Raw genomic sequence first — 16346 nt, 5'->3', positions numbered from 1 at the left:
AAAGGAGAATCAAAATGGCGTTAAAAAAGAAAGTAATCCAGGACGATGGTGTAACTACTGAATATCATCGCATCCTGTATGTATCCAATACTGTAAACAGTCATTGCTCTATTTCCGTGATTTCTCTGATTTCAGAAAAAATCAGGAAGAAACAACTTGCTGGAGAGATTCAACAACCTTATCAGAAAATTGTCACCTATGAAACTGAGAAATTTAGCGATCTGAGTATCAAGGAAGCATATGAATATCTCAAAACCCTTCCGGAGTTCGAAGGAGCGGAAGATGTTTTCGAAGATAAGAATAACAGTGTTTGATTGAAAGGATAGAAAAGATTTATTTATGAAAATCAGAGCAGAGCCGCAAGGCTCTTATTTTTATACTTAAAATTGCGCCGGCGCAACCGGAGAAAGCGTGAATGATTGAAAGAAATATTTATGCAGACCTATACTATTGTCCTGCCCATAATCTTAGGGTATATCATCTGGCTTTTGAAGAACCAGAAGAAGGACCGGGATGCAAACAGTAAGGGAACTATGCTGCTTCTCCGTGTACAGTTGATCGAATATCACACAAAGTACATGAAAGAGGGCAGTATCCCTTCCTATGCGTATGAAAATTTTGACGAAATGTATCAGGCATACCATGAGCTAGGTGGGAATAGTATGGTGACAAAAATGAAACAGGAAATTGATGAATTGCATTTAAAAAAGAAGGAGAATGGACATGAACATTAATGAGATCATGCAGATTGTAACCTATGCCATGGCACTGATCGGTGGCCTGGCCTTTATTGTATCGATTATTGTGCAGGTGATCAAAGATCTTCCGGGGCTGAAAAAGATTCCCACCAGCGTGGTGGCTCTTGCGGCATCACTGGTCCTCTGCCCAGTAACACTGACAGGGTTATGTACATACTACAAGGTGGTGATTACCTGGTATTATGTATTTGCTTCTTTTATCGCTGCATTTATTGTATATCTGGTAGCAACCGGAGGATGGGAAAAAGTAAAAGGCATCTGGGACAGAACAAAATACAAGGATTCAGAGGGCGAGTGATCGTCCTCTTTTTTTAAATCTGAAAGGAGAAAATCATGAAAGAAATGGAGATTTTCAGGAACGCAGAGATTGGTTCCGTGCGTGTTGTAATGGTGAATAAAAAACCGTATTTTGTTGCCAGAGATGTAGCAGAGATCCTTGGATATAACAATCCGAGAGATGCAATAAGTAAACATGTGGATGAGGAGGATAAGGATGTAGCAAAATGCGACACCCCTGGAGGAGCACAGGATTTAACAGTAATTAATGAATCCGGTCTTTACAGCCTGATCCTTTCCAGCAAACTTCCGTCTGCAAAACGTTTCAAAAAGTGGGTTACATCAGAAGTACTGCCATCTATCCATAAACACGGCCTGTATGCAACTGACAACGTGATCGATAACATCCTGAACAATCCGGATTTTGGTATTGAACTACTGACAAAGTTAAAGGAAGAACGTGCTGCCAGGGTAGAAGCAGAGAGAAAGAACGCTATCCTCATGCACGTAAACAAAACCTACACAGTGACAGAGATCGCCAAGGAATTGGGATTAAGATCTGCAACACAGTTGAACAGGATTCTGGCAGAAAAGAAGATCCAGTACCAGGTAAATGGAACCTGGGTGATGTATTCCAGGTACAGTAATCTGGGATACGAGGAGATTAAACAGGAAGTACTGGATTCCGGAAGAGTGATCTATCACAGACGCATCACACAGATGGGCAGAGAATTTATCCTGAGTTTGTTCCGGAAAGCTGCCTGAGAGGAGAGAAGATATGCTAAAGATCATTGGAAAATCACAGGCCGGTATTGAACAGATGCGGGCTTATATCAGAAAAATAAATCCAAAGGTGTCCGATTCGGTCATCAAGATGATTCCATTATACATCACAGAAGGGGCAGCGGAAGGTGTCCGTGGTGACATTGCTTTTGCCCAGTCCTGTCTGGAAACCGGAAACTTCGCGTTCAGCGGATCGGCAGTAACACTCAGCCAGAACAATTTCTGCGGCCTTGGTGTGACCAAAACCGGTATGAGAGGCAACAGCTTCAAAACCCCGGCAGAGGGCATCCGGGCCCAGATACAGCACCTGCAGGCCTATGCTTCCACGAACCGGTTGAAGAACCGATGTGTGGATCCGCGCTATACATACGTCAACAGAGGCTGTGCAGAGTATGTCGAGCACCTTGGCATCCAGGAAAACCCCAAAGGACAGGGCTGGGCAGCTGGTCGGAATTATGGCCAGAAAATCATCAGCATTTTGAATAGCATATTATCTATCAAGACATCAAAAACAGAAAAGGAGAGTAATACCATGAATATCAACACAAGCCTTATTAGTAACAATAACAGCTATGCAGGTCAGAAACCGGCATATATCGTAATTCACAACACGGATAACTATGCCAAGGGTGCAAATGCGAAAGCGCATGCAAAAGCACAGCATGATGGCAACTTTAAGGGATATTCCGCACATGTATATGTGGATGATACAGAAGCGTATCAGGCGCTTCCGTACAACCGTGGAGCATGGCACGTGGGCGTCAACTACGGCGGTCGGCTGTTCGGTACTGTCAACAACAGAAATTCAGTAGGAATCGAGATGTGCGTCCAGGCGGGCTATAACTATGAGAAAGCTTTCCAGAATACAGTCCAGGTGTGCAAACAGCTTATGAAACAGCTGGGAATCCCGGCTGACAGAGTTGTGCAGCATTATGATGTATGCGCAAAGAACTGCCCGTCAGCGATCCGTGCAAAAGGTGACTGGAACCGGTTCAAGCAGCTGATCGGAGCTAAGACCGCCACACCGACGGTAGATAAGTACTATCGCACAAGAAAGTCCTGGGCTGATAGCAAGAGCCAGATCGGAGCATACAAGAGCCTTGAGAATGCAAAGAAAGAGTGGAAACAGGGATACACCATCTATGACTGGAACGGAAAAGCAGTGTATCCGGTACAGACTTCAAAAAAGGCAGTAGTTCTGACGGGAAAGTTTGAGACCCAGCTTCCAATCATCAGGAAAGGGAATTCCGGCGTTGCAGTTTCTGTGCTGCAGTCTGTACTTGGTGTTACTGTGGATGGCCATTTCGGAGACGATACAGAAGCATCTCTGAAAGTTTTCCAGAAAAATACAGGCGTAAAAACAAGTGGAACCTGCGGTATTGATTCCTGGAAAAAGGTGATTGAACATGTGAAGGCAAAGACAAAATAACTTCCTATTATAAAAAAGTCCGGCAGGTACCCACTGCCGGACGGATATTGTATCATCATTTATGTGCCAATGTTCTGGCAATCATGTCGTTTACTCTGAACAGAGTTTATACAGAGTGGTACCGGAATAAGGGTTATGATTTCACCATTACATCCTCCACAGCATACGACCACAAATGGATCCATGGCAGGAATATTTTTGAGAGTATAGACCGGATCGTGGATGAACTTTTTGAAAACTACCTTTCCAGACCGAATGTGCGTCAGCCGATCCTGACCCAGTACTGTGACGGACGCCAGGTGCAGTGCAGGGACCGGGGATGGATGACCCAGTGGGGAAGCAAAGCTCTGGGAGATCAGGGATATTCCGCCATTGAGATCCTGCGGAGCTTCTATGGAAACGATATGTATATCAATGTGGCGGAAGCAGTTTCCGGGATTCCCGCATCCTGGCCGGGATATGACCTGACTATCGGTGTTACCGGAGAAAAGGTACAGCAGATCCAGGAACAGCTTAATGCCATAGCAAAAGCCTATCCTGCCATCCCGTCAGTGATCGTGGATGGTATTTATGGTCCGGCTACTGCTGCATCTGTAAAAAAATTCCAGAATATATTCGGACTTCCCGCATCCGGAGTGGTGGATTATCCAACCTGGTATAAGATACAGGACATTTATGTAGCAGTGACCAGGATAGCGGAGCTGCAGTAAATATAAAAATAATAAAAATGTTCCTGGCCATTTTCGGAGTGATCTGATCGGGGCTGAGGTGTAATGCGTGAACATGATTTCAGAAAAAATATTTGACGTTTCAGAATAAACCAAGTATAATGGCTGTTTGTATCTTTGAACGTAAATTGTAAAGAGATTGCGTTTATGAGCATGTGAAAAAAGCGAAATGAGAATGTCTGTTTTACAAAAGGAGTGATGAAAATGACATTTTATCAGGAACTGCAGTTAAGCTCAACCGGATCAAAACAGCTGATCAGAAATACCACAGACAAAAAGGAGAAAAGAAGGCATATTCTGATCTATAATTTTAAAGTGTATCTTGTCATGGCATTTTGTGTGGCGGTTGTGACATTGTACAGTAAGATAACCGGCAATGACAACAGTGTTGTAGGAGTAACCGTACTGCTGGCAGTGCTGGTTTTAAGACAGGCGGATTTCGGGATCCGGACGTCCCACGGATTGTTGTCCATTGCCGGGATTTTCTGTATTCTGATCGCAGGACCGAGATTATCCAACATGGTTTCACCGGTACCGGCATTTTTTGTTAATGCGATAAGCATCCTGTTACTGATGATCCTGGGATGCCATAATGTAATTATGTATAACCATTCCACATTTGTTCTCGGATATCTGCTTCTGATGGGATATGACGTAACCGGAAAGGCGTATCTGCTTCGTGTAGAGGGGCTTTTGGCCGGAATGGTTCTCTGCATGGTAGTTTTTTATAAGAATCAGAAAAACCGCCCGTATCGCAGGACGTTTCTGGACCTGTTCCGGGAATTTGACCTGCATTCTGCAAGAGACAGGTGGTATTTAAGACTGACGCTGATCGTTTCCAGCGCTATGCTGATCATGTCTCTTTTGGGACTTCCAAGAGCAATGTGGGCCGGAATTGCTTGTATGTCCGTGTGCTTGCCGTTTACCGAGGACTGCAAGGGAAGAGCCGGAAAAAGGGGGATGTTCAATATCGTTGGATGTATTTTGTTTGCAGTGCTTTATCTGATACTTCCGGAATCTATGTATCCCTATATTGGAATGATCGGAGGAATCGGTGTGGGATATTCCGCAGGTTATGCGTGGCAGACTGCATTTAATACATTTGGGGCACTGTCCATTGCATCAGGACTGTTTGGAATGCCGGCAGCAGTGCTGCTCCGTATTGGAGCCAATGTATTTAGTTCAATTTATACTATGCTCGCAAATAAGCTTGGGGATAAGCTTGTGCAGCATATGTGGGTACGAAAGAGTGCAGAAATCTGAGATATTGCCCTGAAAAAAGTTTTGCCGTATAATGGGTAATAGCATAACAGCCTGGATATTACCGGGCCGACAGAGGAGAAGATTATGTACGAAGAAACAACAGAAAAACTGCTGGAATTTATCAGTAAAAGTCCTACAGCCTTTCAGGCGGCAGAGGAAACAAGAAGACGTTTTTTGGAGGAAGGCTTTACAGAATTGAAGGAAGAGGAGCGCTGGGAGCTGGAAAAGGGCGGAAAATATTTTGTCATGAGAAATCATTCCGCGATCATCGGATTTTCCATTCCTGTCAATGATTGCAGGAGATATCATATCATTGCAAGTCACAGTGACTCCCCGTCTTTTAAAATAAAAGAAAATCCGGAGATGTCTGTAAACGGAGCTTATGTGAAGCTGAATGTGGAGCGGTACGGAGGAATGATCCTTTCTACCTGGTTTGACCGTCCCCTTTCTGTGGCAGGTCGCATGATCGTCCACAAAAACGGAAAAATTCTGGAAAAGCTTGTAGATATTGATAGAGATCTGGTCATGATCCCGAGCCTTGCGATCCATATGAACCGAGATATTAACGGAGGCTATCATTATAATGTCCAGAAGGATATGCTTCCATTGTACAGTGGCAGTGGCGAAAAAGGAAACTTCATGCGGATGCTGGCAGAAGAGGCAGAGATCCGTCCGGAGGATATCCTGGGCCATGATCTGTTTCTCTATAACCGGATGCCCGGAACGATCTGGGGATCCAGGAATGAATTTGTTTCCAGTCCAAGATTAGATGATCTGCAGTGTGCTTTCGCTTCAATGGAAGGCTTTCTTCAGGCAGATAAGAAGAAGGTCATTGCAGTCCACTGTGTACTGGATAATGAAGAAGTGGGAAGCACTACCAGGCAGGGAGCTGCATCCACATTTCTTAAAGATGTACTGTTTCGTATCAATCTGGCCCTTGGCGGAGATCAGGAAAGTTATCTGATGGCCCTTGCAGAGAGCTTTATGATCTCTGCGGACAATGCACATGCATTACATCCGAATTATACAGACAAGGCAGATCCTGTAAACCGTCCGGTGATGAATGGTGGAATTGTGATCAAATATAATGCCAATCAGAAATATTGTACCGATGGGATTTCCACAGCAATCTTCAAGGAACTCTGCAGAGAAGCAGATGTGCCATATCAGACATTTGTGAACCGTTCTGATATTGCCGGTGGTTCCACTCTGGGAAATATTTCCAATACCCAGGCAGCCATAAATACGGTCGATATCGGTCTGCCGCAGCTGGCGATGCATTCCGCTTATGAAACAGCCGGAGTGAAAGATACGGAAAGCCTGATCCGTGCGGCAAAGGTATTTTACAGGTGATATCGGAGGACAGGAAAATGAGCAGAAAAGCAGTATTTTTTGATGCGGACGGAACAGTCTGTGATATGAAAAAAGGAGTGCCGGACAGTGCCATAGAAGCCATCCGTGCGCTGGTAGATAACGGACATGAAGCGTGGCTCTGCACAGGAAGAAGTCGTGCGTTTGTATCCTGGTATCTGGAGCAGATCCCTTTTACGGGAATGATCAGTGCCTGCGGATCCACCATTGAGAAGGACGGGAAGAGACTTTTTAATAAAGAGATGACGCCGGAGGTTGCAAAGCTTTCTGTGGAGGTTCTTAGAAAATACGGACTGATCCCGGTAATGGAAGGCGCGGATTTTATGTATTATGACAAAGAGGAGTATACCGATGAAGTGAACTGGTATGCCAGTCTGATCACAGAATCCCTGGGCGATAAATGGAGGCCTATCCGTGGAAATGAGGATTGTATGCGGATCAATAAGATCAGTGCAAAAATGACGGAGGGATGTGATGCGGAGGCAGCGTTATCCATTTTGTCAGAATACTATGATATCATCCGCCATGAAGGCAGCAGTTCGTTTGTGGGAAATACCATTGAACTGGTGCCAAAGGGCTTTAACAAGGCTGTTGGGATCGCAACTGTGATCCGCCTGTTTGATATTTCGTGGGAGAATACCGTTGTTTTTGGAGACAGCAACAATGATCTTGCCATGTTTGAATACGCTGCAATAAAGGTTGCCATGGGAAATGCTTCTCCGAAGATCAAAGAACTGGCAGATTATGTTACGTCTGATATGTTCCACTACGGCATTCGGGATGGCTTGAAATATCTGAAGCTGATCTGAGAGAATGCTTCGTTTGTTTTGTAGGCTATGAGATTGTAAGAACAGAAACATCCACATCAGAAATGATAGCTTTATGTGAATATGCTTTTATAAAAAAATGCTGTAAGAACCAGAAATCATAGTTCTTACAGCATTTTATGTTACAGATTTTTCCGGGTAGATAATATGCAGAAGCTGCAATATCAGATCAGTCCCAGACCTTTGCAGATAAACAGCCAGAGTGTCAGGGTAAAGGCACTGAATAATGTGGTAAGAAGCACGACTCCCGAAGAAAAAGAGCCCTCATGTCCCATGTTTTTTGCCATGACAAAGCAGGTAACGGTGCTGGCAGACCCCAGCATGATAATGATGGAAACCAGCTTGTCCTTTGTAAAACCGCAACGGATGGCAAGAGGAAGAAAAAGTGCTTCATAACCGACAAGTTTCATAAATGTACAGGCAACAGATGCTTTCAGCCGGGAAAAGGCTTTTCCGAAGTGCAGAGATCCGCCCATAGCCATGAGGCCAAGAGGAGTGGCGGTTTTTGCAAGATTGCCTGCCGTAGAGTCCAGGATCTTCGGAAATGGAAGACGAAGAAGGGACCAGAGTGTACCGGCTGCAATGCCGAGAATGATGGGATTGGTGACAATTCCCTTTAAAGTGCGCTTCAGAACGGTACCATCTATTTTTCCCTGACCTGGTTTAAAGACAGAGAGAACTACAACAGCCATTACATTGTAAAGAGGGACGCTGGCAATGATCATCAGTGGTGCCATACCTGCATTTCCGTAAAGGTTCTGGATAATGGCGATACCAAGGATCGCTGCGCTGCTGCGGTAGGATGCCTGGATAAACTCGCCCCGGATATCGGAAGGGTGGAGAAAACGGGACAGGAGCACGGAGATCATAATACTGAGAGATGTGATCGCAAAACAGAAAAGAACCATCTTGGGATCCCAGGCCTCATAGATATCGATTTTAGCGATGTCCTGAAACAGAAGCACAGGCAGGGGGATGACAAACACAAATTTGTTCATACGATTGACAAATGTTTCATCAAACAGTCCGATCCTCCGGAAAAAATATCCCAGGAGCAGTGTAAGAAAGATGGGCACGGTAACATTCAGACAGAAAATAAGATTGTCCATAAAAGAAAGCCTCCCTGTGGTAAAATTTCTCTGTTTATTATATCCAAACTACGAAAATTGTCAAACGAGGTATACGGGACTTGAGATTTCTGGTATGATAAAAAGTGTTGCGAAGAAAGCAGCACAGGGGTTGAGAAGGAGAAAGGAAAGAAAATGAGATACGGAAAAATACGGATCGAAGATGGCTTTTTTGTGTTTACCAGACATATGATGCTCAACAGTCTTCCGTGTAAAGATATTCTCTGGGCGTACATGCGCCGTGAGGGAACAGATAAAACCGGTGAAAAGCAGCTGATCATTAATTATCTGGTGATCATAACCAGACGTCAGAAGCGTTATAAATTTGATATGACAGAGCAGGAGGTACAGGATTGCCTTCAGCTTCTTAAAGTACTGAATCCGGATCTTGCGGTTGGTTTTCCAAAAGGAAGCAGGCTTCCGCTTCAGAATCTTCCGAATACAAGAGATCTGGGTGCATTGATGACAGTAGACGGTTCGCATATTCTTCCCAGAAAGCTTTTGCGCAGCGGAGAAATCTATCATGCTTCTGCTGCAGACAACCGGATCCTTTCAGAAGAATATAATGTAAAAACAGTGATTGATTTCAGGTCAGCTGCAGAAGTAAAGAAAAAACCGGATGATATCATGGCAGGAGTGGAGTATTATCACATTCCAATCCGGGATGAGGACAGCAGTGGAAACAGCTTTTTTGAACATGTGATGTCCTGCTATGGTGATGTAGACCGGTATATGCAGGACTGGTACCGGAATTTCGTTACGGATGAGTATTCTCTGAAGCAGTATGCACGTTTTCTAGATGTCCTGCTTCATGTAAAGAATGGAGCTGTTGTTTTTCACAGTGCCACAGGAGAAGACCGGACAGGAGTCGGAACAGCACTTTTGCTCTTTGCTTTGGGTGTACCTAAGGAAACGATACGAAGGGATTATATGCGGTCAAATCCATGTCTGGAAGATGAACTGAAATATATGCGCAGGCTTTACCGGGCAGACCGGCCGGAAAACAGCCGGAAGCTTGCAGATCTGAAAGCCTTCTATCAGGTGAAGGAGTCCTATATCAATACAGTTTTTGATGTCATCGAAAAAGAAAACGGAGGAATTGAAAGATTCCTTCGGAAAAAACTTTATCTGACACCAAAGGCATCCGAGGAGCTTAAGAAAAAATATCTGATCTGAGGATAAAAACATTTCTTATCATCCTGAAGGAATTTTGCAGGAAATTTTGATTGACAAAATTTTCGAAGTTGTTATAATGGTAAGAAAGCAAGGGTTTATTAGATTAAAGCGTTAACTGACGAAGTCGGTTTTCTATACATAAAAGTGTTGAAAGCAGGTGTATTATGGAAAAGAGAATACTATCCATCCTTGTGGATAATACCTCCGGAGTCCTTAGCCGTGTGGCTGGTCTTTTCAGCCGCCGTGGATATAATATTGACAGCATTACCGCAGGAGTGACTGCAGATCAGAGATATTCCCGTATGACAGTTGTATGTGAGGGAGATGATCAGATGCTCCAGCAGATCACTAAGCAGCTGGCGAAGCAGGAAGATGTACGGGATGTTAAGGTCCTTGAACAGGACGACAGCGTTGCCCGTGAGCTGATGCTCGTCAAGGTTGCTGTGAAGCCGGAACAGAGACAGGGAGCTCTTTCTGTTGCAGATATCTTCCGTGCCAAGGTGGTGGATGTAAGTAAGGATTCTCTTATTATGGAGATGACCGGAAGCCAGAACAAGCTGCAGGCGTTTGTGGAGCTGATGGCTGACTATGAGATCCTTGAGCTTGCAAGAACGGGAATCACAGGTCTGTCACGAGGCAGTGACGATGTCCGTTACCTGTAAATTTTTTACATATGTTTGCTAGGAGAGCAGCTACTCTCTTAACGATAAATAATTTTTATGAAGAAGATGTTGTAAACATCAGAGGAGGAAAGTAAAATGGCAAATAAGATTTTTTACCAGGAAGACTGTAATCTTGGATTATTAGATGGTAAGACAATTGCGATTATTGGATACGGAAGCCAGGGACATGCACATGCACTGAACCTTAAAGAGTCCGGATGTAATGTAATCATCGGTCTTTACAAAGGAAGCAAATCTTGGAAAAAAGCTGAGGAGCAGGGCTTCGAGGTATATACATCTGCTGAAGCAGCTAAGAAAGCAGATATCATCATGATCCTGATCAACGATGAGAAACAGGCTGCACTTTACAAGAAGGATATCGAGCCGAACCTTGAGGAAGGCAACATGCTTATGTTCGCTCATGGCTTCAACATTCATTTCGGATGCATCAAACCACCAGCATATGTTGATGTTACAATGATCGCGCCGAAAGGACCTGGACACACAGTAAGAAGCGAGTATCAGGCTGGTAAAGGTGTTCCTTGTCTGATCGCTGTAGAGCAGGATGCTACAGGTAAAGCTCAGGATATCGCACTTGCATATGCACTTGGAATCGGCGGAGCAAGAGCTGGTGTTCTTGAGACAACATTCCGTACAGAGACAGAGACAGACCTCTTCGGTGAGCAGGCTGTACTTTGCGGTGGTGTTTGCGCACTTATGCAGGCTGGTTTCGAGACACTTGTTGAAGCTGGTTATGACCCAAGAAACGCATACTTCGAGTGTATCCATGAGATGAAACTGATCGTTGACCTGATCTATCAGTCAGGATTCGCCGGAATGAGATATTCTATCTCCAATACAGCTGAGTATGGCGATTACATCACAGGACCGAAGATCATCACAGAGGATACAAAGAAAGCAATGAAGAAAGTTCTTTCCGATATCCAGGATGGTACATTTGCAAAAGAGTTCTTACTCGACATGTCCGATGCAGGTGCACAGGTACACTTCAAGGCTATGAGAAAATTAGCTTCTGAGCATCAGTCTGAGAAAGTCGGCGAGGAGATCCGTAAACTCTACAGCTGGAACGGCGAGGATAAGCTTATTAATAACTAAGCAAAATTTATTGCAGGTGCAATAAATTTTGCGCTACTCGAACGAAGCGCAGCGAAGTTTGAGTCAAAAAAGTCACACACGTAATACAGTGGTAGGAAACTTTTTTGAAATTTAAAATTCCCATCTGGTCGCAATGATCAGATGGGAATTTTTTTACATTCCTTTATTTATCCGGATGCTCTGTTTCATCATCAAAAAATGGCGCGATCAAAGCCGAATCAGCATCTTTCTGTCTGCATACAAACCCGATCTCACGCAGCGGAAAAGAAAATCCTACCGGTACTTCCACCAGCGTTCCTTTTTCCAGCTCTTTTTTTACAAAATCACGGATCACACATGCAATCCCAAGACCAATTTCCGCAAACTGGATCAGAAGATCCATAGTTGTTACTTCCAGAATATGGCTTAATTCCACATGATGTTCTTTCAGCTGAGTGTTCACGGTCTGACGTGTAATATTGTCCTCGTCCAGCATCATGAAAGTTGCTGCCTGGATCAGAGGTTCATCCGGATAGAGCTTTTTCTGATTTTCCAGATACTGCTGTGTACAGACAAAGGTATCCTGGATTTTCAAAAGAGGCTGAAAATAATATCCCCGAAGCTTCTGCGGCCGTCCGATGAGTCCCAGATCGATTTTTTCCTCATCCAGAAGCTGCAGCGTCTGATAAGTAGACTGGCAGGAAATTGTGATACGTACATGAGGAAAACGTGCAATATAGTTTTCCAGGTGGGAGAGCAGTACATATCTGGTAAGAGTAGAACTGGCGCCCAGACGCAGCTTTGGAATGTCCCGGGAACGGTTATGGCGAATGGAATTTTCTCCTTCATCCAGAAGTGAAAGAGCTTCTTTTACTTTTTCAAAAAGAAGCTCACCGTCCGGAGTCAGAGTGACACCCCGGGAACTGCGTTTAAAAAGAACGGTATCCAGATTCTGCTCCAGCTTCTGGATCGCTTTGCTGATAGCAGGCTGGCTGATATAAAGGTCCCGGGAACTGTGGGAGATACTGCCGGTACGTGCTACCGTATAAAAAATATGATAAAGAGACAGATTATCCTGCATGCAAAACCTTCCTTTCGAAAAATAGTAAGGTAATAAAGGTAATAAAAAAATCCGAAGTCATCAGACCTCGGAAATCCTTGAATTTGTTAGAAATATCGGGGCAACAGGATTTGAACCTGCGACCTCACGGCCCCCAGCCGTGCGCGCTACCAAGCTACGCCATACCCCGCAACGCATATAACTATAACATAAACGAATTGTAAATGCAACCATTTTTTGAGGAGAAAGATGGTTGTATGGATGATAATAAAGAGTGTGATCCCTTGATACTTTCATAGGCTTCACACTCTTTACATAATATGATCAGGCTGTCTGTATTGTGTTACCTGGGTCAGGTAAAATACCTCTTCCCTGAAGTACAACGACAAGAGTTTCTGTTGTGTCCTGTAAATTTTTGATATCTTTTCGGATATTCCGTTCTGCAAGCTTAACATCCAGTGAAAGGTCGTCCAGGCGTTTTCTGTTGGTATCACATTTCAGATCGATCATTTCAAGTCTGTTTTCTACCCGGTTGAAGCGGGCATCTATTTCATCAAAACGAACATCCATAGCATCAAGACGAGCGTCGATACCGTCAAAACGAACATCCATAGCATCGAGACGAGCGTCGATACCGTCGAGACGAACATCCATAGCATCGAGACGAGCGTCAATACCGTCGAGACGAGTATCCACTGCATCCAGTCTGGCGTCGATACCATCTAATCGGTTATTTATATTGCCCAGCTGGACATTGATCGGGTTTATCATACCGGCTAATAATTCCAAATCTTTCTGATCTAGCATATGCGCATCCTCCTATAAAAATTGTACCGCATATTTCTCTGTGCGGATATTGTATCATGTTTCGAGTATGAAGTCTATGAAATTATCAAAGAACAAAATGGACAGGAACAATAAGTTCTTGACTAGTATAATATATATAATAAGAAAAAACAAGACATATTTTTATATCTTTAATAATAATAGAAAATGCAGGCGAACTACCTGAAGAATAAAAAAAGGAGGCCGGGAGTTGTGCGGACTCCCGGCAAAAAAGTATGAAAAAGAAAAAGATTGTTTAGCATTTGCTATCTACAGTTAATAATATAGTAAAAAAATGTGTGCATTGTGTGAAAGGAAAATGAAGAGAATGTGAAAACTGCCGCTTAATGTTAGATTAAGCGACAGTAATTTTTTCGGATTATTCTGTTGTTTGATCCAAGATTTTGAACCATATGTAATGATAACATCCGCTTTAATGCTTGTCAAGCGATCTGAAACTGCCATAGCGGTCCAATTATGTCGCTTTTTGTGCCGTTTTATGCAGCTTTTTATGTAAGTATAATTCGTTCGGCGGAGGATGTCCTGTGAAATTATACCAGTTTATTTAATTTTTCAATAATTTCTGTAAGTTCTTCTCTGGAATATCCGCCGAAGCTTACCAGCGCACGTAATGGCATGGAGTCGGTCATGGCTTCTGTCATTTCTTCAGTGATAGCTTCGGAAACGGCTTCAGAAGAGGACTCTTCACCAACGTTCATGGCTGAGATATATTTTGCTGTCAGTTCTTTTGCTGTTTCGCTTGTTTTCGGGTTGCGGAACAGTTCGCCCAGGGTGGTGTTCATATGAACATGCATCGGAAGCTCCTGGCTGCTGTTCAGATGGATCCTGCCTTCAAGATGGATATCTCTGGAAGAGGTACCGACAAGGAGCTTATATTCGCCGCTGGCTGCGAACCAGTCGTGAAGCTCTGTATTGTACCATGCGAAGCTTCTCTTGTCCAGCTCCATGGTTACTGTTTTGGTTTCGCCTGGATTCAGGAAAACCTTTTCGAAGCCCTTGAGCTCTTTTTCCGGGCGGATTGCGGAACTGGTACAGTCTTTGACATAGAGCTGTACGACTTCTTTTCCTGCCATATTTCCTGTGTTTGTTACATCAACCAAAACGGTGATGGTGTCTTTGTCTGTAGGATTTTCATTGGAGATCTTCAGGTCGCTGCAGGCAAAGGTAGTGTAGGAGAGTCCATAGCCAAACGGATATGCTACACCCATCTCTTTTGTATCGTAGTAGCGATAGCCTACGAATACGCCTTCACGGTATTCAACCTTTTCACCGCCGCCGAAGTTCAGGTAAGATGGATTGTCGGAGAGCTTGAGCGGTATTGTCTCGGCAAGCTTGCCGCTTGGATTTACTTTTCCGTAAAGGATGTTTGCGACAGCGGTACCGCCTGCCTGACCACCGAGGTATGCTTCCAGAAGGCCTTTTATATCATTGAGCCATGGCATCTCCACGGGGGAACCGTTGTGGAGGACAATCACGGTATTCGGCTGTACTTTAAGGATCTCAGCAATGAGACGATTCTGGCATTCAGGAAGCCTCATGTGGGAACGGTCGTATCCTTCAGATTCAAAGCTGTCCGGAAGTCCGGCGAAGATCACAACCTTGTCAGCGGCGGCAGCAGTTTTGATCGCTTCAGCTGCAAGTGCGTCATCGTAGAGATTTTTGTCTGCAGGAAAACCTTCTGCATAAGTAACCTGTGCATCGGAAGGAACGGAATCCAGTGCGTTTGTGATCTTGAAGCAGTTGATATGAGAGCTTCCGCCGCCCTGGAAACGAGGCTTCTTTGCAAAACCACCGATGAAAGCAATTTTCTCGGATGCTTTCAGAGGGAGGATCTGCTCATCGTTTTTCAGAAGAACCATAGATTCTTCGGCAATGTGGCGTGCTTCTTCATGGTCTTTTTCCATGGTGAATTCCTGCGGTGCCCGGTTGTCTGCATATTCAAAAATTATGCGTAGAATGCGTTCAACAGCCTGGTCAAGAATGTCTTCCTTGAGGGAACCGTCTTTTACGGCCTGTACGATGAGGGCATCGTTGACCCCATTGGAGGAAGGCATTTCCAGCTCAAGACCTGCCTCAAGACCTTTGACGCGGTCATTGACTGCACCCCAGTCGGACATTACATAGCCCTTGAAGCCCCAGTCGCCGCGGAGAACATCTGTGAGAAGCCATTTATTCTCAGATGCGAAAGTGCCGTTGATCTGGTTGTAGGAGCACATGAAGGTGTATGGCTGAGCTTTTTTTACTGCGGTTTCGAATGCAGGGAAATAGATCTCACGTAAAGTGCGTTCATCAGCCTCGGAAGAATTGCTCATGCGGTGATATTCCTGGTTGTTTACTGCAAAGTGCTTGATAGAGGTTCCTACATGCTGGGACTGTACTCCGTTTATAAAAGCGGCTGCGATCTCACCTGCAAGATAAGGATCCTCGGAATAATATTCGAAGTTTCTTCCACAGAGAGGAGAACGTTTGATGTTTACGGCCGGTCCGAGAACTATGGATACATCGTTGGCCTGAGCTTCTTTTCCGATGGTTTTGCCCATTTCTTCCATCAGCTTGCGGTCAAAGGAGCAGGCGCTTAAAGCGGCCGGCGGGAAGCAGACGGCTTTGATGCTGTCATTCATTCCAAGATGATCGCCCTTGTCATCCTGCTTACGAAGTCCGTGAGGGCCGTCGCTGACCATTACTTCCGGGATTCCCAAGCGTTCCACATGTTTCAGATGCCAGAAATCAAGACCTGAGCACATGCCGGCTTTTTCTTCCAGTGTCATCTGGCTTACGATTTTTTTCAGATCACGTTTCATTAAAAATACCTCCGAAATGTTTTTCTTACTATGAACTATAGCATGTTTTGCTGGTAAAATATAACAAAAATTTGTTAAAAATAAAAAAATATTGCAGTTTAGCCGAATCAAGTAAGTCCCCTGCTTCAATTGCGAATATCCGCA

15 protein-coding genes, 1 tRNA gene and 2 pseudogenes are annotated in these 16346 nt (G+C 44.3%); 13 read left to right on the top strand and 5 right to left on the bottom strand.

Annotation, left to right across the window (positions count from 1 at the left end; all coding sequences use genetic code 11):
* Positions 1-14 precede the first annotated feature (14 nt).
* The 10 genes and pseudogenes from ABCM67_RS06310 (at position 15) to ABCM67_RS06265 (ending at position 7417) form a co-directional block, all read left to right on the top strand.
* Positions 15-314: a hypothetical protein gene (locus ABCM67_RS06310; protein WP_270486429.1), complete on the top strand. Its 300-nt coding sequence runs from the start codon at positions 15-17 to the stop codon at positions 312-314.
* Positions 315-419: 105 nt separating this feature from the next.
* Positions 420-734: a hypothetical protein gene (locus ABCM67_RS06305; protein WP_342992622.1), complete on the top strand. Its 315-nt coding sequence runs from the start codon at positions 420-422 to the stop codon at positions 732-734.
* Positions 724-1056: a ribonuclease gene (locus ABCM67_RS06300; RefSeq protein ID WP_342992621.1), complete on the top strand. Its 333-nt coding sequence runs from the start codon at positions 724-726 to the stop codon at positions 1054-1056. The genes ABCM67_RS06305 and ABCM67_RS06300 overlap by 11 nt, the downstream gene beginning before the upstream one ends.
* Before the next feature lie 35 nt (positions 1057-1091).
* Positions 1092-1799, top strand: coding sequence for a phage antirepressor (locus ABCM67_RS06295; RefSeq protein ID WP_342992620.1), 708 nt, complete (start codon positions 1092-1094; stop codon positions 1797-1799).
* Positions 1800-1818: 19 nt separating this feature from the next.
* A pseudogene (locus ABCM67_RS06290) lies at positions 1819-2310 on the top strand (glucosaminidase domain-containing protein); the annotation flags it as partial.
* Positions 2311-2349: 39 nt separating this feature from the next.
* Complete coding sequence (locus ABCM67_RS06285) at positions 2350-3246, top strand: N-acetylmuramoyl-L-alanine amidase (RefSeq protein WP_342992675.1); 897 nt, start codon at positions 2350-2352, stop codon at positions 3244-3246.
* A gap of 65 nt (positions 3247-3311) precedes the next feature.
* A pseudogene (locus ABCM67_RS06280) lies at positions 3312-3956 on the top strand (peptidoglycan-binding domain-containing protein); the annotation flags it as partial.
* Positions 3957-4178: 222 nt separating this feature from the next.
* Entirely contained in the window at positions 4179-5237 is a 1059-nt protein-coding gene (locus ABCM67_RS06275) for an FUSC family protein (RefSeq protein ID WP_342992619.1), read from the top strand.
* A gap of 84 nt (positions 5238-5321) precedes the next feature.
* Positions 5322-6590: a M18 family aminopeptidase gene (locus ABCM67_RS06270; protein ID WP_022426517.1), complete on the top strand. Its 1269-nt coding sequence runs from the start codon at positions 5322-5324 to the stop codon at positions 6588-6590.
* A gap of 17 nt (positions 6591-6607) precedes the next feature.
* Positions 6608-7417 carry a Cof-type HAD-IIB family hydrolase gene (locus ABCM67_RS06265; protein WP_022426518.1) on the top strand — a complete coding sequence of 270 codons (810 nt, stop codon included), beginning with the start codon at positions 6608-6610 and terminating at the stop codon, positions 7415-7417.
* Between the two features lie 182 nt (positions 7418-7599).
* Here the strand turns inward: ABCM67_RS06265 and ABCM67_RS06260 are convergent, their stop codons facing one another.
* Positions 7600-8544, bottom strand: a complete 945-nt coding sequence (locus ABCM67_RS06260; RefSeq protein ID WP_021652936.1) for an AEC family transporter — start codon at positions 8542-8544, stop codon at positions 7600-7602.
* A 153-nt stretch (positions 8545-8697) separates the two neighbouring features.
* On the opposite strand from ABCM67_RS06260, the gene ABCM67_RS06255 reads away from it, so the two are divergent.
* The 3 genes from ABCM67_RS06255 (at position 8698) to ilvC (ending at position 11516) form a co-directional block, all read left to right on the top strand.
* On the top strand, positions 8698-9738 hold the full coding sequence (locus ABCM67_RS06255; protein ID WP_021652934.1) for a tyrosine-protein phosphatase: 1041 nt from the start codon (positions 8698-8700) through the stop codon (positions 9736-9738).
* A gap of 164 nt (positions 9739-9902) precedes the next feature.
* Positions 9903-10400: an acetolactate synthase small subunit gene (gene ilvN, locus ABCM67_RS06250; RefSeq protein ID WP_021652933.1), complete on the top strand. Its 498-nt coding sequence runs from the start codon at positions 9903-9905 to the stop codon at positions 10398-10400.
* Positions 10401-10496: 96 nt separating this feature from the next.
* The gene (ilvC, locus tag ABCM67_RS06245) at positions 10497-11516 is read left to right on the top strand and encodes a ketol-acid reductoisomerase (RefSeq protein ID WP_059086364.1); all 1020 of its coding nucleotides are present in this window, start codon (positions 10497-10499) and stop codon (positions 11514-11516) included.
* 163 nt (positions 11517-11679) lie between these two features.
* Here ilvC and ABCM67_RS06240 read toward each other — a convergent pair whose 3' ends face one another.
* From ABCM67_RS06240 to ABCM67_RS06225, 4 genes are all read right to left on the bottom strand, one after another.
* On the bottom strand, positions 11680-12576 hold the full coding sequence (locus tag ABCM67_RS06240; protein ID WP_147603967.1) for a LysR family transcriptional regulator: 897 nt from the start codon (positions 12574-12576) through the stop codon (positions 11680-11682).
* A gap of 95 nt (positions 12577-12671) precedes the next feature.
* Positions 12672-12745, bottom strand: a tRNA-Pro gene (locus ABCM67_RS06235).
* 134 nt (positions 12746-12879) lie between these two features.
* Positions 12880-13362, bottom strand: a complete 483-nt coding sequence (locus ABCM67_RS06230; protein ID WP_114002949.1) for a hypothetical protein — start codon at positions 13360-13362, stop codon at positions 12880-12882.
* Between the two features lie 569 nt (positions 13363-13931).
* The gene (locus ABCM67_RS06225) at positions 13932-16202 is read right to left on the bottom strand and encodes a glycoside hydrolase family 3 C-terminal domain-containing protein (protein ID WP_147603969.1); all 2271 of its coding nucleotides are present in this window, start codon (positions 16200-16202) and stop codon (positions 13932-13934) included.
* Between the last annotated feature and the right edge of the window lie 144 nt (positions 16203-16346).

The organism is Blautia sp. 2227st1_G12_2227SCRN_220401 (assembly GCF_039062885.1).
GTDB classification, from domain to species: Bacteria; Bacillota; Clostridia; order Lachnospirales; family Lachnospiraceae; genus Blautia_A; species Blautia_A fusiformis.
Note: the sequence above shows the minus strand (reverse complement) of the source record. Positions and strands in the feature narration are given on the sequence as shown.

Coding starts and splice junctions, on each gene's coding strand:
- ABCM67_RS06310 (WP_270486429.1), top strand. CDS start 15: ATGGCGTTAAAAAAGAAAGTAATCCAGGACGATGGTGTAACTACTGAA.
- ABCM67_RS06300 (WP_342992621.1), top strand. CDS start 724: ATGAACATTAATGAGATCATGCAGATTGTAACCTATGCCATGGCACTG.
- ABCM67_RS06295 (WP_342992620.1), top strand. CDS start 1,092: ATGAAAGAAATGGAGATTTTCAGGAACGCAGAGATTGGTTCCGTGCGT.
- ABCM67_RS06285 (WP_342992675.1), top strand. CDS start 2,350: ATGAATATCAACACAAGCCTTATTAGTAACAATAACAGCTATGCAGGT.
- ABCM67_RS06275 (WP_342992619.1), top strand. CDS start 4,179: ATGACATTTTATCAGGAACTGCAGTTAAGCTCAACCGGATCAAAACAG.
- ABCM67_RS06270 (WP_022426517.1), top strand. CDS start 5,322: ATGTACGAAGAAACAACAGAAAAACTGCTGGAATTTATCAGTAAAAGT.
- ABCM67_RS06265 (WP_022426518.1), top strand. CDS start 6,608: ATGAGCAGAAAAGCAGTATTTTTTGATGCGGACGGAACAGTCTGTGAT.
- ABCM67_RS06260 (WP_021652936.1), bottom strand. CDS start 8,544: ATGGACAATCTTATTTTCTGTCTGAATGTTACCGTGCCCATCTTTCTT.
- ABCM67_RS06255 (WP_021652934.1), top strand. CDS start 8,698: ATGAGATACGGAAAAATACGGATCGAAGATGGCTTTTTTGTGTTTACC.
- ilvN (WP_021652933.1), top strand. CDS start 9,903: ATGGAAAAGAGAATACTATCCATCCTTGTGGATAATACCTCCGGAGTC.
- ilvC (WP_059086364.1), top strand. CDS start 10,497: ATGGCAAATAAGATTTTTTACCAGGAAGACTGTAATCTTGGATTATTA.
- ABCM67_RS06240 (WP_147603967.1), bottom strand. CDS start 12,576: ATGCAGGATAATCTGTCTCTTTATCATATTTTTTATACGGTAGCACGT.
- ABCM67_RS06230 (WP_114002949.1), bottom strand. CDS start 13,362: ATGCTAGATCAGAAAGATTTGGAATTATTAGCCGGTATGATAAACCCG.
- ABCM67_RS06225 (WP_147603969.1), bottom strand. CDS start 16,202: ATGAAACGTGATCTGAAAAAAATCGTAAGCCAGATGACACTGGAAGAA.